Below are 16,686 nucleotides of genomic sequence, written 5' to 3'. Positions count from 1 at the left end.
TCCAGTACAATAAGCGAAAGACCAGTCCCGCGAGGGCTGGTCTTTTTTTGCATGTTGATCAAAATAGATTGTCAAAGCTCGACTCCGCGCTTGTAGCGCTTCGGCTTTTTATCGCCAAGATTGCGCGTTGCGAAAACGAGCGGATAAGCTAGGTCTTGGACAAAATAAACATGGACGGTTCGGTTCACATGGTCGTCCTTCCAAAGGCGGCAGACCACTTTGACGACCTGCTTTTTTTGATCGAGATAGGATTGGGCAACTCTTTCAACAGCGGTATTGACGACCTGATTCGTGACGAAATTCTCGTAAGGGATGTTCTTCGGGTGGTTAACCCCGCCTTCGTTTGCATTACGCAGGTGCTCAGGTACCTGTGCCCATGGTATGGAGTGGCTTAGATCATCAATCGGACCGCCGATGCCGGTATGTGTGGTGTCTTCTTTTAAAGCGGGCCTTTTTTGCGGAGTGGCGGCCTCAAGAAGGGATGCCGTATACATAGGACGCTCTCCCGGCGAATGATAGATCTCGTCACGGTTGCTCAGAGCCGATTGGCGGGCGGCTTCGATTTGCTCCCGGTGGGCCTCGTTTAATTTAAACCAGGCGAGCTGCTCTTTTCCTGAAGCATCGTTCATCAGATCCGTCTGTGTAATATGCAGGTTGTCTACCCGATCGATGATGGTTTGGTGAAGGCCTTCGCCCTCGAACTCTTCCGTATCGGTATCCCCGCCCATATGGTACAGTCCGGTATCCTCCTGGGCTTCTTCGAGCGCGCGCTTTTTCTTATATTCGTTTTCAGCGTTGGTTTTGAGCCGGGAGCTTTTGAATCCTTGACCGGTGGTTAGATCCTTTCTTCGCTTAGCTTCGGTCATTTTCTTTTTCGCTGTTTTTTGACGGGAGGCGGCTCTTGTTTGATTTTGCTCTGCAACCGTAGTAATTTCTCCGGTCTCGTCATCGAAAATCTCCCCATTCTCGAGCTCCCGTTTCGGCTTGAGAACAAAATACCCGAACGCCTCTTCCATGGTAATAAATCCGGCCGGTTTGCTGTCGGGCGGGCCCAGCCAGCGGTCATAGGCTTTGACCATCAAGGTTTTCGGCTTCCGGCCCCGCAGCTCCGCCTTCCACAGCTGCCGCTGAATCGGCGCTTCGCCCGAGGGTTGGCTTGGCACAGCCGTTCTTTCCCCTGAATTCGCTTGCGGATTCGAAATTGGGCGCATAATAGGACCGGTTTCCTTATCGTTCTTCGCCTGAAGTAACCGCTGAACGGCCTGATTGCCTACCGTGCGCTGCAGTTGAAATATTCCCGCAGGAGGGCCGGCAGATGAATTTCTGGACTGGGGAAGGCCCGCGGAATGCCCGAAGGGCTGGGTTCCAGGGGAACGGGAAGTCTGTTGCTCAGGGTACTCGGCCATGGAATGACCGGCACTGAAAGTGGACGGGCTGCCAGGACTTCGCTTCTTATAATCCCTCATATGGGACTCCTTTCATTTAAGCTTCGCTAACGTCATTTGACTTATGTGAATAGGGATGAATGCAGGATTGTAAGCTGTTAAACTTCTTTCTTTCATAGTACCACAGGTGAGTAAAAATATGGTATGCATCCCGGGTAACCCTTTAGGCTGCGGAGATAAAATTTGGCAAACGGTCAAGGATTTTGGCTCTATTTGTCGAATAAGAATCAATTATGATGGGGATAAGATCGGGGGTACGAAGGCATGTGGGGTAAAAAAAGCTTGTCCAAGCCGTCTTCGGGGACAAGAGAAACTATTCGCGGCGCGGATAGGCAAAGGCAGGCAGCTGAATCGGTCTCGGCGGGGGCCCAAACACCGGTAAGAGGAACCGGTCTCGCCGGCGTGCTGCAGACTCAGCTTGGCAACCGCGGGACGATGCAGATGCTTTCCTCCGCGGGAGCGGGTGCCTTGCCGGGCGGGCTCGGCGGCACATTGCAGCTCAAGCCCGCCATGATGAACTCAAGAATGGGCGCCCACATGCGTAAATATGACGAGACGGCGAATCCGTTAAATCCGACGCAGCCGGAATATACCGTGAAGCCGCAAGAGATGGATGGAGAACGAATCGGCTTCAGGGCACCGATTGAAGATCTCGAGAAGAAAGATAAGACCGGCGCATGGACCATGATCGAATTTAAAGGTACGCAGGGTTTTATCCGGACGAACAAGGTCAGCTGGCCGGGCGGTATTGCCGGAGCGAAAGCGAGCTTGAGCCATGCGCGGTCGCAGGGTACTTGGGGAACGGCAGAGGCGCCGGAGAAGCAGGATCTGCTGGACGACGCGAACGAGTATGCCGAACCGGTCGGGGAAATGGCGGATGAAACGACGGATCAGTTCAACGAAGGCTTAGGCGAGCTGAGCGAGAAGGCAAGCGGAGACAAGGCGGATAAGCTCGATAAGGCTTCCACGGGAATGGGAGTCGCGAACGCGTCGGTAGGTATTCTGAGCAGCGGCTTCTCAGGCCTGATCGGGATGAAAAATATTTTGACGACGGCGTTCGATAACAATAAGACCCGGACGGAAAAGGCGAAGGAAATCGGCAGTAATGCTTTATCGGTCGGGGAAAGCGCGGTTAACGCTAATTCGGCGGTTTCCTCGATGGTGTATAATGCGTCAAAGGCAGCGGGACATTCCGGTGGAATCGGCGTCTCCAAAGCGGTAGCCGGCTGGTCGGGCAGCGTAGGGGAAGCGGTCGGGATCATTAAGAACGGATTCCAGACCGTTAAGAAAATTTACGATTTGTTCCAAAAGGCGTTCAGTAAATCGGGCATCGGTGCGGGAGAAGCGTTCCGGGATACGGTCGATATCGTCGTAAGCGGCCTGGAGACGGCTTCATCGGTAATTAAGACCGTGAAAGCGATTCTTGATGTGCTCAATGTCGGCACGGCCGGCTTGTCTACCGCCATCCCGGCGCTGGGCCTGGCCATCAGCGGAGCGACAATTACGATCAAAGCCTACGATACGATTAAAGCGGGGATTAGCGCTTATCAGATGAATTCGATCAAGCAGAGCTTTAAGGATAGCTACAAAACGAAGGGCTATATGACGCGCAAAGAATATTTTGGCGGCAGAATCAAAGGCCGTCTCGGTACGGATAAGGACGCATTAAAGACCCAGCACGAGGCACTTAAAGCGAAGGATACGGGCGGGACAGCCACCGATGAGGAAAAAGAAGAGCTGCACCGTATGAGAGAGTACATTATCGCCAAAGAGATGAAATCGATCAACGTGAAGCGGATTGACCGCGCTTTAGTGCAAATAGGTCTCGAAATGACCAATATGGCAGGCGATATTGCAACCCTGAGCGGAGCGGGCTCGCATGCCGGAGTGGCGTTGAAGGTCGTAGCGGCAAGCGGAAAAGCGGCGATGCCGATCACTCGCTTGATTAAGCAGGCCGGCCGGAACAACGCGCATAGATGGGCGCCGCTCGGTATGGTGTTTAATGCCGAGAAGTCGAGCGAGAAAAAGCATCAGAAGCGGGTGGACGACACGGAATTGATTATGGATATGATCGTGAAGCTGCCGGAAATCGAACCGGGCGAATCCGGATGTCGTGATGCGTTACCGCCATGTGGAGCGTTTTATTGCGGCAACGGGCTGCAGCCTGCGGCGGTTGTATGATTTGAACGGAGATATTGATGCCCAGCGGGCGCTGCTGATCAAGTCCATGGCGCAAAGAGAATAACCTACTAAAGGAGGCGCAAAGATGACATTTTCAGATTCTACGGCTTTGCGGTACACCGCTGAGCTTAGCGTATTGGGAGGACTGCTGGAAGAAGCGGAGATCCCTTCGGAGCTGATTGAGCCGACGGAGGAGCTGCCGCTGCCTGTGCTGCTAGTCAGACTGCCGGCGGATGAAGCGGGACGGGAGCGGCTGCTGCATGTCAGCTTTATTCCGGCGGAGGAGCTGGAATCGGTGCATCTGCTGCAATGGCTGTATCTGATGCCTTTTCACACAGAAGGAGGGGACAGTCCGGGAACCGTAGGCCTGGAGCGGCTGCTCGTTCGGGTCAATACGTTAACGGCGGTAGGCCACTTTGGCATGAACGGGGATAACGAAGTGCATTTTCGTCATATTCACGCGCTTCCGGCTGACAGAACCGCAGACCGGGAGGAGCTGCTCGAGCTGCTTGCCGTGTACACCCTGATGCTGAATATGTTCTCGACCGGCCTGGAGGAAGTGGCTGAAGGCAGAATGGACTGGCGGAAGGCATGGCAGGACTGGAATTAAACGGTTGACGGCAGAGGAGGATCCGCGGATAGAGTCGGATACAGTCTAGGCCTGGAAAGGAAGTTAGGTAGGTATGGGAATGGGATCACAGTCACCGGCGCCGCGGTCTCACGAGACGCCGGAGGCCGTAAGGAGGCAGCCGCGGTTTGCCGCCTATGGCCATGTATGGGAGCATTATGCGGACGAGCTGGCGCTGCTCGATCTGCTGCTGCAGCGTATATTTGTGCTGCGTCAGGAGATTACGCCGGATCCGCAGACGGATGCTTACCGGGGCATGTTCATCTCGGAGGACGAGTTTCTGCGGTTAGTAGGGGCGGCACAGAGAGCTGAGACGGGGGACGGTCGTCTGGAGGCCGTCGAGCAGGAGATCGAGGCCCAGGAGGCGCAGCTTGCCGCGCGGGTGTCGGCCAGCAGGGAAAGCGGCGTCTTTTTGCCGCTGATCTATGTATCCGCCGTGTTCGGATTAACCGAGCTCGAGCGGCGGATCGTCATGACCGCGGCAGCCGTGGAGCTGGACCGGAAGTACGAGCGGATTTTCGGTTTTCTGCAGGACGATCTGACGGCCAAGCTGCCGAATGTCAGCCTCGTGCTGCAGCTGGTATGCCGCACGCCGGAGGAACACCGCGCGGCGCGGATGTCGTTTGCTCTGACCGGCAAGCTGGCCCGGTACTTCTGTACCGGGGAGATGCAGGAAACCGCGGGCCGCTCGATGCTCTCCGGCGCGGTCGCCCTGGATCGCCGGATGGCGATGTTCCTGCTCGACTCCGGCGCATTCGACGAGGGCTTGAAGCCGGCCGCAAGCATTTATTATCCCGATGAGGCGCTGCCGCCCCTGCGGGTTGGCGAAGATGCGCAGCTTCGCCTGCAAAGCTATCTGCGGCAGGCTGCCGCGAGAAGCAAGGAACCGGAGGCGAGGGAGACCCGCCGCGGGATCTATCTCTGGGGCAAACCGGGCGCCGGCAAAAGGCTGCAGGTGCGGCATGCATGCAGCGCAATGGGGAAGCCGGTGCTGATGGCCGATGCTTCCCTGCTGAGCTCTTTGGCCGCTGCAGACTTCGTCAAGCGGATGCAGGAGCTGATCCGGGAAGCGATGCTGCATCAGGCTGCGCTAGCTTTTACCGGCGTGACCTCGTTGTACCCGGAAGAGCAGGATGCTGCCGCAAAGCAGCGTGCAGAGCAGTTTTACGGCCTGCTCGAGGTCTTTGAAGGCTGGCTGTTCCTGTTAGGGGAGCGTCCGCTCCGGCTGAACGGAGAGGCTCCGGACCGGATGTGGCTCGAAGCGGAGCTGGGAGTCCCGGAGGAACGGCAGCGGGAAGCGCTGTGGGAAGCTTTTGCCGCAGAGCTGAACGTGAAGTCTGACGCCGACTGGCGGGCGATGGGCGGGAAATTCCGGTTTACGCCGGGCCAGATTCGCCGCTCGCTGCTGCTGGCTGCGGAGCTGACAGGCTGGGACACGGCCACGGCTCAGCCGGATGCTTCTGCCGATGGGGGCGAGATTCGAATCCGCACGGAGACGCTGATTCAAGCCTGCTACGGCCAGGTGCAGCATAAGCTGGAGCGGAAGGCGACCCGCATTGTTCCGCGGTACGGCTGGGACGATATCGTGCTGCCCGACGAGCAGAAGGACCAGCTGCGCAGCGCCTGCAACCAGGTGAAGTACCGCACGCTCGTGTACGGGAGCTGGGGCTTTGACCGGAAGCTGGCTTACGGGAAAGGGCTCAGCATGCTTTTTGCAGGCTCCTCCCGGAACGGGGAAAACGATGTCCGCCCAGGTGGTGGCCAAGGATCTGCAGCTGGAGCTGTACAAAATCGATCTGTCGCAGGTCATCAGCAAATATATCGGGGAAACGGAAAAAAACCTGCATGAAATTTTTCATGAGGCGGAATCCAGCCAGGCGGTGCTGTTCTTCGATGAAACGGACGCGCTGTTCGGCAAGCGGTCGGAAGTCAAAGATTCGCACGACAAGTATGCCAACATTGAAACGGCGTACCTGCTGCAAAAAATGGAGGAGTACCAGGGAATTTCCATTTTGGCGACCAACCTGCTGCAAAATATCGACGAGGCCTTTCTTCGCCGGATCAACTATATTGTGAAATTTCCGTTCCCGGATGCCGTATATCGTGAAAGTTTATGGCGTACTCAGTTTCCTCCTGAAGCTCCGTTGGATGACGATGTGGACTTTAAATATTTGGCCCGCAAATACGAGATTGCCGGGGGGAATATCAAGAACGTCGTGCTGTCCTCGGCATTTTTGGCCGCTTCTTCGGATGAGCCTATCGGCATGCGCCACATTATTCAGTCCGTCAAGCATGAGCTGCAAAAGTCGGGGAAAATAGTTCTCGGCAAAGATCTCGACGATTTCTAACAGCAGCTCTATCAAAAAGCGTGAGATTTGTCGAAATAATCTTATAGTCATGTGAACTTATAAGAATTATAATAGATAATAGAAACAAATTCCGACAAAAAGGTATAAATACCTATACATGGCAGGAGGGCTTATGGGCGATTATTCCGTGATTGCCGATGTCAGCGCATCGTTAATCAAGCTGCTTCGCGATCAGATGACGCCGGACCCGATTCCGCAGCCGGAACTGATCGGCTTAGCTTCCCCCGTGGATAAAGGGGGCCTGTATTTGTCGCTTTTTTTATACAGCATCCGTGAAAGCGGCGACAGCCGGCGCACCCAGATGGTATCTCGCGGAGTCGGCGAGCTTCAGTATCCGCCGATGACGATCGAGCTCGGCTACATGCTCACGGTGCAGTCTCCGGCGGAGCTGCAGACGAGATCTCTCGACGAGCACCGGATCATGGGGCGTGCGATGCAGGTTCTGTACGATCACTCCATTTTGCGGGGTTCAATGACCGTAGGCACGCTTGCTGAGAAGGATGAAGAAGTCCGCATTGTCATGGAGCAAATTCCCGGCAGCAGCATGCTGCAAATGTGGAATTTTGCCGATACCCCTTACCGGCTTTCCGTCAGCTATACGGTTGGACCGATTAACATTGACTCCACTCGCATCAAGACCACCAAAAGAGTATTGGAAAGAGATTTTCGAATTCAGGGTTAGGAGGACTCGAATTGACATTCATTCGAGTAGCGCAGCTGAAATCCCGCGTCTCGCTGGTCGTCGGGCTTCATTCCGCGGCAGCGGCGGATTCGTCTTACTTTGGCGGCGCTTCCGCCTGGCTGGAAGGAATTCCGGCTAAACCGGTCCAGAAGGCCGACGGTTTTTTTGTGTTCGGCGACCTGCAGGAAGGGGCCTACCGGCTCCATATTGCCTCCGAGCATTATTTTCCCGAGCAGCGGGACGTTATGATCGCTTCGGTCGGTACGATCGTTCATGTCAGGCTTCTGCCTCTGCCTTCCTATCCGTTTCGCCCTGCGGACACGCTTCTCCGGTTGTCCGTACAGGACAAGCAGGGGCGTCCGGTCGATAACGCTGGTATTACGGCGGTTATCACCGAGGAGGATGCCGTCCGGGCGCGGCTGACCGGAGAGAAGCAGGAAATGGGCTCTCATGAGATTACGGTTGGGGCATTAAGCGGATCCATCCGCATCGGCGACCGTTATTTAATCCGAAGCCGTTCTGCTAAACCGTTCGAAGAAACCGTCGAGATTGCGGGGGTTATCGATTTCGGGAAAAGATTTCAGCTGGCCGGCCCTTTACAGCATACATACAGCAGGGGAGCTTACTTGCTCCCCGTCGTTCAGACCCGCACAACCGCGCGCGGAGAGGCGGTTCTCGCTTTTCCCGGTATCGGCTTGAAGCAGTTTACGGCGCAGCTAAGTCTGCATAGAGAGGCTCCGGTTCAGGAGCCGGCCGTATTGAGGGAGGTGGTGCTGGAGGAAGGCGGAACCGTTCATTCCGGCAGTATCATCCTATGACACCATGGCAGCAATTTCTTTATACATAAATAACAGGTCCTGCAAGGTTACATCTACTAATCCCCCAAGCAGAAAGGAGAGAACCGGAATCGGGATGAGAGGGTCATGCTAGCCCCGCAAGGGCGCCCTGCATCGCGAACCGGGAAACAATGGCTGAGTATTTATCGCCTGGCGTGTATGTGGAAGAGTTTGACAGCGGTGCGCAACCGCTGGAGGGTGCAAGTACGAGCACCGCGGGTTTTATCGGATTGGCGCAAAGAGGAGAGATCGAGGGCGTTCCCCAGCTCGTGACGAGCGTGGCGGACTTTAACCGTCTGTTCGGCGGCTATTTGTCGGAAAACGCATTTGGCGAGTACCGGTTTCTGTCCTATGGGGTTGAGCATTTCTTCCTGAACGGCGGCTCCCGCTGCTATGTTATGCGTGTCGCACCAACGGATGCGAAGCCGGCAACGAACCAGGCCGAAGGCAACACCGAGTCCTCCGTCTTGGCTATTGAATCGAAAAACCCGGGAACCTGGGGAAATCAGATTCGCATCGTCGTTGTTCCTTCCAGCAAAGCCAAAACCCAAATCTATGAGATTGTGGGAGACAAGCAGTACCGCGTTAAAAATAACGCCGGCTTTAACGTAGGCGACGTTGTCGCTTTCGAAGCGGACGGCGAGAAGCAGTACAGCAAAATCGTTTCCTCGCAGGACAACATCATTGAACTGAGCACGGCTCTTGAAGGCGGAGAAGACGTCATCGACAGCAACCTGCTTCCTGCGAAGGTGCTGACGACTTGCGAAGTGTCGCTGAACGTATTTTACGGGGATGAAGCCGAATCGTACGAGAAAGTATCTTTGAACGTAACGGCTGCCAACCATATCGGCAAAATTTTGTCCCGTTCCAACATTGTGAAGGTACAGGACATCACGACAGGCGATCTCGGCGAGGTGCCTCCGTTTGAAGTGATTTCCGGCTTGAAGGAAGAGGACGGCAAATTCCAGATTGCACTGTCCGGAGGCAGCGACGGCTCTTTGGCGAATTTGTCGGCGGCCGATTACATGGGTCAAGACCGCGGTCCCGGCAAAAGAACGGGGATCCAGTCGTTCATCGACAACGATGTGGTCAGCATTATGGCGATTCCGGGCGTGACCGATCCTAACGTTCAATTGGCGCTGGTGGCTCATTGCGAGAACCTGGGCAGCCGCTTTGCCATTCTGGACATTCCGCGCGACAAAACGAAGGTAGCGGACGTTATGACGCACCGCAACATTTTTGACAGCAGCTATGCGGCGATGTACAATCCTTGGCTGCAGGTGTTCGATCCGCTGGATAAGCGCAATATTTTCATCCCGCCGTCCGGTTCCGTTGCAGGGATTTACGCCCGTTCCGATAACAGCCGCGGGGTGCAAAAGGCTCCTGCGAACGAAGTGGTTCGCGGTGCGGTAGGTTTGGACTGCCAATACAACAAAGGCGAGCAGGACATCCTGAACCCGAAAGGCGTCAACCTGATCCGTTACTTTGCCGGACAAGGCATTCGCGTATGGGGGGCACGTACTACATCGTCCAACACCTTATGGAAATATGTGAACGTAAGACGTTTGTTCATTTTCCTGGAAGAGTCGATCAAGAACGGGACCAACTGGGTTGTATTCGAGCCGAACGACGAACAGCTGTGGGCTCGCGTACAGCGTACGATCGATGCTTTCCTGACACGTGTCTGGAGAGACGGAGCACTCCTCGGATCAAGTGCCGGCGAGGCGTTCTACATCAATATCGGCCGCAGCACCATGACACAGGACGATATCGATAACGGAAGATTGATCTGCGTCATCGGCGTAGCGCCTGTGAAGCCGGCCGAGTTCGTCATTTTCCGGATTACGCAGAAGACGAGAGAAGAGTAGTCTCATATTGTAGACGGCGCTTACGCCGAGGCCGGAAGAGGTCCGGCAACCATTTTGAGGAGAAGGAAAGGGGCTTAGTATGGCAGTCGAACGTAGAGATCCATACCGCAATTTTAGATTCCGTATTGAAGTGGAAGGCATTCAACAGGCAGGCTTCAGCGAAGTGTCCGGCTTTGATGCTTCCATCTCCGTTATCGAATATAGAGAAGGCAACGAAATTACGACGCCTCGGAAGCTGCCGGGCTTGTCGAAATACGGCAACATTACGCTGAAATGGGGCGTGACCGACTCCATGGATATGTACAACTGGATGTCCGAATCGCTGGAGGGCAAAATTCAGCGTAAGACGGTCACTATTATTGCGATCAACGAAGAAGGCGCCGATGTGGCGACCTGGCAGGTTATCGAAGCCTGGCCGACCAAATATACGGCTCCGAACTTCAACGGTTCGGGCAACGAAGTAGCTATCGAGCTGATGGAGCTCGCGCATGAAGGCATGACACGTACGAAGTAACGATAAACCTGGGGGCAAGAGCCGCTGAACCGGCAAGCTGCTGTCGGCTGGCTCTTGTTCTCCCATTTTAAAAGGAGGCTAACAGCATGGCATTTCAGACAGAATACGATTTCGAGCTGCCTAGAGGTTACGTGGATGAGAACGGAAATTTGCACAAGCGCGGGGTTATGCGTCTGGCGACGGCGGCCGATGAGATCCTGCCGATGCGGGATCAGCGGGTACAGCAGAATCCAGGCTATTTGAGCATTATTTTGCTGGCAAGGGTTGTGACGAAGCTCGGCGATGTACGGGCGATCGATACGCGCGTCATTGAGCGTTTGTTTACGGCGGACCTGGCTTATTTGCAAAATTTGTACCGCACCATCAATGAGGTAGAAGTGCCGAAGGTGCACGCGGTATGTCCCAAATGCGATCATGAATTCGATGTGAACGTGTCTTTTTTGAACGAGACGGCGGAGGCATAACCGGGTATCCCGTTGACAAGATTTACGAGGAAGCCGGCTTTATCGCCTACTACTTTCATTGGCCTCATGACGAAATCATGTCAATGGAACACAGGGAACGCCGTCAATGGTGCGAGGAAATATCCCGGATCAACAAGAAGATGAACAGCAGTGAAGAGACGCAGGACAATCCGTTTGATGTGTTTAACAAGAGGTGAGAGCGATGGCCGGTTTGAAGCAAAAAAACGTGATCGGCGCGTTCCGGTTTCAGGTGGAAATCAAAGGGGTCATCGTCGGCGGTTTTTCCGAAGTGACCGGCATGCAGGCGGAGACCGAGGTCATGGAATATCAGGAAGGCGGCGTTAACACGCATCTCCATTATTTTCCGAAGCAGACGAAGTTTTCGCGGATCGTGCTGAAGCGGGGATTGACCCAATCGACGGAATTATGGGATTGGTACGAAGCGACGATCGTTGGGAAAGCGAAGCAGACGAACGGCTCCATTATTTTGTTCAACGAAACAGGCGAAGAAGTATGCCGCTGGAATTTTTTCGATGCCTATCCGGTCAAATGGAACGGGCCTGAGTTGAATGCGGCTAACGGAAACGTGGCGATTGAATCGATTGAGATTGTTCACCATGGATTAAAAACGATTTTTAGCAAATAGAAGCGGCAGGGGGACACGGTTAATGATTTCCCGACAATCGCATATCCCCGTCGTTGCAGCACAGATTGCTTCTACACGTCCTATGATCGGCAGCAGCCGGAGCCCTATCGGAGGGCGAGGCCTGCAGGCTGACCGGTTTGCCCAAGACATTGCGGGTAAATACGGCTTTGGACGCAGCGGCCGATTCGGCCGGCTGGAATTGATTTTTCGGCACCTTGAAGGAGATGGAGGCAGCACCGGTACGCATCCGGGGAGCGGCTCCAATCTATCATCAATGGTTTCTTCAGATTCAAATCGTGCTTCAGCAGATGAAGGAAGCTCAACAGCTCTGGGTTCGCCGCGAGCGGGAGCAGACATATCGATGGGAGCAATGGCTTCGGTATGCCGAAGCAGACAAGCTTGACTCTGTCAGGCGTCATGGGGATGCAGGTCTGCCTGCCAATGGACAGGTATATACATCCTTGCTACGCATGGCATGGACCTTATTGGGGACCGGCCCGGCTGTGCCCCGGGAAGGCGGAAGAGTCCTTTCGGAAGCAGACGGCAGACAGGGACCGGCAGCAAAAGAGATCATCCGTTTGGCTTCGCTGCCAGCACGGCTGGCTGGAGCAAGACTGCAGCAGGAACCGCAAGTACGACATCATCAGATGGATCCGGCGGAACAGGGGATTTTCACCAAGCTGGAGCAAGGCAGGTTAGGACAAGAATTAACGCCATATCGGCTTGAATTTAACCTCACGCGCGCTTTGTTGGCGCTGCAGGGCAACCGATTGGGCATGCAGTTGGGTTTACCGGAGCATAGCTTCATTGAACGTTGGCTGGAACGCTCTTTAGGGTACAGCTTAGTAAGGCCGCAAGTAGTTGTTAGGACAATCGCCGGACAGACCGGCCGGTTTCGCTCAACGAATGGAGCGAATGCGGTTCGGAAGGACGGTTACCCTTTTACGGAATACGTTAACTTTGAACATGATAAAGGATGGGCGGATCAATGGGGCCAGACGTCTGCCGGCTCTTTCTCGCCAAGGCAGGAGAGGTTTGCGGCGTTTGCCCAGGGGCATCCGGCTTCCATCCTCTTTACATATAACCCGTATTTTACTTGGATACGCAGCAATAACGTTTCTTATGGCGAAAGCTTTAAGGATCAGAGGACCCCGGTTGCGGGAGCCAACGAGAGCCGCTTCTCAGGGCTGGGATTTAGGACCGCCTTGAGCGGTTTTAGCTTGCCAACGATTCAACGTTTTCGTTGGGACCTGCTGGGGCATACACCGGGAAGCGGGAGAGGCTCGTCCCCTCTAAATCGAAGGCTGTGGCCGTCGATAGGGCTGTTTTATCGGGCTGCCCAGGCGTTGGTATCACAAAATAGTGATGCTGCAGCAATTCAGAGAAATGCCGTACTTGCGGTTCAGCGGAGCTGGAATGCAGAACAGGCGAGGCTGGCACGAGAATGGATGCGGCTGGTCATTGAAGGGCACCCCCCTGCTGATGGCAGGCTGGGTGAGCAAAAGGAAGGAGCTCTTGCTCCGCCGCAGAGCCCGGGTTCTTTCATTTTTGAGCGGGAGCGAGGAGGAAGGCAAGCGCAAAGGCAGCCAGCTGCCGGAGCGGGAGCGATCAGCTTTGAACAGGCTGTCCCGCATGTCGGCTCGCCGCTCCAAAGGCGTCTGAGAGAGTCAGGGTTGAATGCTTGGAGCCCGGTCCTTGGCCGGAGCTGCCAAATCACGCTGGAAGAACCGGAGGCCGCTTTGCAAGTGAACCGGCCGTATTTTTGCCGGTTCACTTGTGGGCGCCATTCTGGGGTGGCCGCCAGGAATCGGCCGTTGATGCTGTAGGATCGCGCCATCGCATGGAAGGCAGGCTTCGTTTCGAAGCGGCCCTGAGCCTGCGTGCAAGACCGCTGGGCGCAGCATGGGAAGTATTGCAAGAGTTTCTTGGTTCAAGGGAAAATGCGCTTGCGCGCTATCTTCTTCAAGGGAAGATTTCGGATCAAGCGGCAGCAAACAGCGGACAAGCGTTTGTCGTTCCATCCCGCCCGGCAGCGGCGCTGCTGTGGAGGATGCCGACGACTTACAGTTTGAACATGGAGCGATTCATGGAAGGCATCATGAACCGCCCGGTAACGAATGGCTCGCCGGTGGATTCTCTTGCCCGGCCAGGGGTAAGCGTTCCGATGCTGCAGCGCACATTGGAAGCTCTGGCCGCAGCCCGTTTAGGAATGGGGCATAGTGCAGCTTCGGCAGCACACATGCCGGTACAGCGGGCAGCGCAGCGCGGCGGCTCTGCAACAACAATGTGGGGACAAGCGCAAACGCCATGGCTGGTGGCGTCCCTCGGGCCTGCTTATATGGATGCGGGGGGGCACTTTTTCTTAGCAGAAAGGCCGTCCTATCCGAGGTGGAATGCACTCTATTCCGTGCAAGGCCTGCCCGCCGGGCAGCTGGCTGCGAAGGGGAGCTACCTTGGCTCCCCATCTATGCCGGTCGAAGAACAAACGCCGATCTCACCGCCGATTTGGCGGTGGGGCAGACAGATGGGGCTGTGGCAGCATAGGGAAGTTCCTAACTTAGGATGGAATATTCCGTTTATCGGTTTGAGTCCAGCGGGCGGGGGAAGCCTGCTTCGAGCGGTTACATTGACACAGCTGCAGCGCTCGCCGGGCAAAGAAGCGCTATGGTTGTATTTGGCGGAGCTGGAGGCAGCAGGAGCTGTTACGGGAGGATTAACAAGCTCGATTCGCCAGAGCTCGGCCCAGCATGAGGGGAGAAGCCGTATTTCCCATCAGCAGCAGCCGTATCCAGATCCAAGCTATGGACCCGCGAAGGAACGCAAGGCCTTCCTGCTGAACGTATTGGAACTTAACCGGCCCCCTTCCAGGGGGTCTTGGTTAAGCCGATTCCAGCGGACGGATGGGGAATGGAATGGATGGAGCGATTTTGAACAGGCGGGCAGCAGGGCTCGGGGAGAGGCAGAGACAAGGAAGGCGCAGGCTAACGCGAATCTGTACATCTCCCTGCGAGGCCTAAGGCTGCAGAACCGCTTGAACCAGCCGTTCAACGGCTCACTCCCAAGGGAACCGGGAAGGCTTTGGAGGCTGCACCCGGCAGAAGCGCTGGAAGAGATGAATCCCAAGGGAGCGACCGCGACGGCGCTCGGATGGCGTCGTCTGAGGGACGAAGGCGTCGAGGCAGACCGTGCTGCCGGCCAAACCGGACGGCCGCGGCCTGGAGTTGACTATGGAGGGCTGACCGGAAGCAGCCCTCGAACGGTTCAGCTCCATCGGCAGGGGCCCCATGTACGCAAAGGCATAGATAGCTCGGCGCTCGCGGCGATCACCGACTATATAACTAGGCTGAGCCGAAGTATCGGGCTGCTGTCTCCCCGGATACATGCTGGCCATATTGCAGCTATGAACACTGGACGCGATTCGGACGGTAATGGAAACCGCCGTATGGCGGAAGTGAAGGCCCCGCTGCTGCAGGAAGTATTCCGGGCATGGAACGGAATGAATTTCCCGAATGCAGCAAAAGGGTGGAGCCATTGGGGGGCGGGAACGGAATGGATCCCGGTGACTCCGGATAGCTGGAACAGCCGAAGCCTTCGAAATGTTCACGCAGCCAAGATGTCCGATTTCGGTTATTTGTGGAGCACATGGAGGGACAGAAGCCAGGGCAATGCTTTGAACTCCATGCATGCCATGGGGTTCTGGAATCCTTGGGACACTGCACGGAACGTCAGACAGGATTCAGGCTCCGGCGCAGAGGCATGGAAGGTTCATGCCATAAGGATGACGAATGGCCTGATAGATTTACGGCAGCCGGCATTTCGGCTTTGGCAGGAAAGGCTTTCGACGCAGCTTCTTAACCTGCAGCCTTTTGGGAACCGGAACGATGGATCGTTCCGGCTGAGCATGACAGGGGAAGCGGGCATGAACTCCCAGATCCGGGAAATATGGCTGACGAATCGGACTGCGATATATCCGGACGGAAGAACGAACGGGCAGAGAGGCAGCGAACAAGTTTTCGGGAGCAGGGTAAGCCCTGCTTTTGACGCCATCTTGCGGGAGGCAATAATCCCGCTTCGGCAAGCAGGTTTAGCCGGAAGCACCGCCACGGCAGGGTGGCCGACGAATCCGTATTTGCCCGGCCTTCAATATCTTCGGCCTGCAGCCTCGTTTGGCGTCCCTGGCGACTGGATGCAGAAGACGGTATACGGGTTTCGGAATTCTATGGATGCGAATGCTGAAGCGGATCGGCAGCTGCCGGTTTCAGCAGCTTTGTCGGCATATGACAGAGCTGTCCGAACTTCGTTGGCACAAGCTGCAAATTGGCTGTCTAGCGCCATAGGACAGGCGGCAGCGGATAGCCAAATCGTATCGCCATCCATATCTGGACTTCGGTTCCCACTGGCGCAGGAACCTAAAGGCACGGGCGGATGGAGCGGCAGTCTGCAGCGAGCCGCTCTTATATTCCACGGACAGAGCTTACCGGCAGCAGCTGAAACGCTGGGAACCCTTCGCAAGGTTATACAGGCTAGGGGATCAGGGCCTTTACAAGAGGCACAGCGGCTTAGACAAACATCTTCTCCCGAGAAGGGGGCGGGGGTGCAGCGGTTTATCGTCTGGCTGCAGCATGCAGCCCGTCAACCAATCGGTACAGCCGTTATGGGGATAGATCCTGGCTCGCACGGAAGACAGGGCGCTCTGCCAAGCACAGAGGATCGGCATTTAATCGCCTCCGGCGTGAACACGGTATTCGTTCATATGATGCTGAAACGGATGCAGCCGGAAGCGCAGCGGAGCGGGGCTACGAGCAGCCTGACCGGTTCCGGGCTAGAGCATAGGGCCGGTCATCAGGATGTCTTGGAGCATAAGCGGACACCTTCCGTTACGCCGGAAGAAAGCGAATGGGCGCAGACTCCGCTTGATATCAGCTGGCTGAAGCCGGCCCCTGCTCAAGCTCCGGCAGCAGCAGCCGTGCCGGCGATACAGCCGGCGCCGCAGATCGAGCTGAGCCAGCTGGAGGAGCTGATCAAGTGACCTGCCGCAGCTGGATATTCGTAA

At 55.8% G+C, this 16,686-nt stretch carries 15 protein-coding genes; 13 read left to right on the top strand and 2 right to left on the bottom strand.

The window, feature by feature from the left end; genetic code table 11:
• Nucleotides 1-71: 71 nt before the first annotated feature.
• A complete protein-coding gene (locus ACHHV8_RS35610) occupies nucleotides 72-1,466 on the bottom strand; it encodes a hypothetical protein (RefSeq protein ID WP_395164164.1) in 1,395 nt (464 codons plus the stop codon).
• Nucleotides 1,467-1,709: 243 nt separating this feature from the next.
• Between ACHHV8_RS35610 and ACHHV8_RS35605 the strand changes: the two genes are divergently transcribed.
• The 11 genes from ACHHV8_RS35605 (at nucleotide 1,710) to ACHHV8_RS35555 (ending at nucleotide 11,633) form a co-directional block, all read left to right on the top strand.
• Nucleotides 1,710-3,626 carry a hypothetical protein gene (locus ACHHV8_RS35605; RefSeq protein WP_395164163.1) on the top strand — a complete coding sequence of 639 codons (1,917 nt, stop codon included), beginning with the start codon at nucleotides 1,710-1,712 and terminating at the stop codon, nucleotides 3,624-3,626.
• A gap of 85 nt (nucleotides 3,627-3,711) precedes the next feature.
• A complete protein-coding gene (locus ACHHV8_RS35600; RefSeq protein ID WP_395164162.1) occupies nucleotides 3,712-4,236 on the top strand; it encodes a type III secretion system chaperone family protein in 525 nt (174 codons plus the stop codon).
• A gap of 73 nt (nucleotides 4,237-4,309) precedes the next feature.
• Nucleotides 4,310-6,103 (top strand): ATP-binding protein, encoded by a 1,794-nt coding sequence (locus ACHHV8_RS35595; RefSeq protein ID WP_395164161.1) that lies wholly within the window; start codon nucleotides 4,310-4,312, stop codon nucleotides 6,101-6,103.
• Nucleotides 5,997-6,602: an ATP-binding protein gene (locus ACHHV8_RS35590; RefSeq protein ID WP_395164160.1), complete on the top strand. Its 606-nt coding sequence runs from the start codon at nucleotides 5,997-5,999 to the stop codon at nucleotides 6,600-6,602. The genes ACHHV8_RS35595 and ACHHV8_RS35590 overlap by 107 nt, the downstream gene beginning before the upstream one ends.
• 133 nt (nucleotides 6,603-6,735) lie before the next feature.
• On the top strand, nucleotides 6,736-7,305 hold the full coding sequence (locus tag ACHHV8_RS35585) for a Pvc16 family protein (RefSeq protein WP_395164159.1): 570 nt from the start codon (nucleotides 6,736-6,738) through the stop codon (nucleotides 7,303-7,305).
• Nucleotides 7,306-7,316: 11 nt separating this feature from the next.
• Entirely contained in the window at nucleotides 7,317-8,123 is an 807-nt protein-coding gene (locus tag ACHHV8_RS35580; protein ID WP_395164158.1) for a hypothetical protein, read from the top strand.
• Nucleotides 8,124-8,272: 149 nt separating this feature from the next.
• Nucleotides 8,273-10,009 (top strand): phage tail sheath subtilisin-like domain-containing protein, encoded by a 1,737-nt coding sequence (locus ACHHV8_RS35575; protein WP_395164157.1) that lies wholly within the window; start codon nucleotides 8,273-8,275, stop codon nucleotides 10,007-10,009.
• Nucleotides 10,010-10,088: 79 nt separating this feature from the next.
• Nucleotides 10,089-10,523, top strand: a complete 435-nt coding sequence (locus tag ACHHV8_RS35570; protein ID WP_395164156.1) for a phage tail protein — start codon at nucleotides 10,089-10,091, stop codon at nucleotides 10,521-10,523.
• Between the two features lie 86 nt (nucleotides 10,524-10,609).
• Nucleotides 10,610-10,987, top strand: coding sequence for a phage tail assembly protein (locus tag ACHHV8_RS35565; protein WP_395164155.1), 378 nt, complete (start codon nucleotides 10,610-10,612; stop codon nucleotides 10,985-10,987).
• On the top strand, nucleotides 10,942-11,184 hold the full coding sequence (locus ACHHV8_RS35560; protein ID WP_395164316.1) for a DUF6760 family protein: 243 nt from the start codon (nucleotides 10,942-10,944) through the stop codon (nucleotides 11,182-11,184). Before ACHHV8_RS35565 ends, ACHHV8_RS35560 begins: the two co-directional genes overlap by 46 nt.
• Before the next feature lie 5 nt (nucleotides 11,185-11,189).
• Entirely contained in the window at nucleotides 11,190-11,633 is a 444-nt protein-coding gene (locus ACHHV8_RS35555; protein WP_395164154.1) for a phage tail protein, read from the top strand.
• A gap of 19 nt (nucleotides 11,634-11,652) precedes the next feature.
• Here the strand turns inward: ACHHV8_RS35555 and ACHHV8_RS35550 are convergent, their stop codons facing one another.
• A complete protein-coding gene (locus ACHHV8_RS35550) occupies nucleotides 11,653-11,880 on the bottom strand; it encodes a hypothetical protein (protein ID WP_395164153.1) in 228 nt (75 codons plus the stop codon).
• Here ACHHV8_RS35550 and ACHHV8_RS35545 point away from each other — a divergent pair.
• Together ACHHV8_RS35545 and ACHHV8_RS35540 are read left to right on the top strand one after the other, a co-directional pair.
• Complete coding sequence (locus tag ACHHV8_RS35545) at nucleotides 11,858-13,459, top strand: hypothetical protein (protein WP_395164152.1); 1,602 nt, start codon at nucleotides 11,858-11,860, stop codon at nucleotides 13,457-13,459. The genes ACHHV8_RS35550 and ACHHV8_RS35545 overlap by 23 nt on opposite strands.
• A 14-nt stretch (nucleotides 13,460-13,473) precedes the next feature.
• Nucleotides 13,474-16,662, top strand: coding sequence for a hypothetical protein (locus ACHHV8_RS35540; protein ID WP_395164151.1), 3,189 nt, complete (start codon nucleotides 13,474-13,476; stop codon nucleotides 16,660-16,662).
• The last annotated feature ends 24 nt before the right edge of the window (nucleotides 16,663-16,686 follow it).

The sequence above is a fragment of the Paenibacillus sp. TAB_01 genome, from assembly GCF_043945595.1.
In the GTDB taxonomy this organism is placed as follows: Bacteria; Bacillota; Bacilli; order Paenibacillales; family NBRC-103111; genus Paenibacillus_S.
This window is presented reverse-complemented; position numbering and strand designations above follow the sequence as displayed.

Bases quoted from the DNA above. Each gene is read 5' to 3' on its own strand.
- ACHHV8_RS35610 (WP_395164164.1), bottom strand. From the start codon at position 1,466: ATGAGGGATTATAAGAAGCGAAGTCCTGGCAGCCCGTCCACTTTCAGT.
- ACHHV8_RS35605 (WP_395164163.1), top strand. From the start codon at position 1,710: ATGTGGGGTAAAAAAAGCTTGTCCAAGCCGTCTTCGGGGACAAGAGAA.
- ACHHV8_RS35600 (WP_395164162.1), top strand. From the start codon at position 3,712: ATGACATTTTCAGATTCTACGGCTTTGCGGTACACCGCTGAGCTTAGC.
- ACHHV8_RS35595 (WP_395164161.1), top strand. From the start codon at position 4,310: ATGGGAATGGGATCACAGTCACCGGCGCCGCGGTCTCACGAGACGCCG.
- ACHHV8_RS35590 (WP_395164160.1), top strand. From the start codon at position 5,997: ATGTCCGCCCAGGTGGTGGCCAAGGATCTGCAGCTGGAGCTGTACAAA.
- ACHHV8_RS35585 (WP_395164159.1), top strand. From the start codon at position 6,736: ATGGGCGATTATTCCGTGATTGCCGATGTCAGCGCATCGTTAATCAAG.
- ACHHV8_RS35575 (WP_395164157.1), top strand. From the start codon at position 8,273: ATGGCTGAGTATTTATCGCCTGGCGTGTATGTGGAAGAGTTTGACAGC.
- ACHHV8_RS35570 (WP_395164156.1), top strand. From the start codon at position 10,089: ATGGCAGTCGAACGTAGAGATCCATACCGCAATTTTAGATTCCGTATT.
- ACHHV8_RS35565 (WP_395164155.1), top strand. From the start codon at position 10,610: ATGGCATTTCAGACAGAATACGATTTCGAGCTGCCTAGAGGTTACGTG.
- ACHHV8_RS35555 (WP_395164154.1), top strand. From the start codon at position 11,190: ATGGCCGGTTTGAAGCAAAAAAACGTGATCGGCGCGTTCCGGTTTCAG.
- ACHHV8_RS35545 (WP_395164152.1), top strand. From the start codon at position 11,858: ATGGAGGCAGCACCGGTACGCATCCGGGGAGCGGCTCCAATCTATCAT.
- ACHHV8_RS35550 (WP_395164153.1), bottom strand. From the start codon at position 11,880: ATGCGTACCGGTGCTGCCTCCATCTCCTTCAAGGTGCCGAAAAATCAA.
- ACHHV8_RS35540 (WP_395164151.1), top strand. From the start codon at position 13,474: ATGGAAGGCAGGCTTCGTTTCGAAGCGGCCCTGAGCCTGCGTGCAAGA.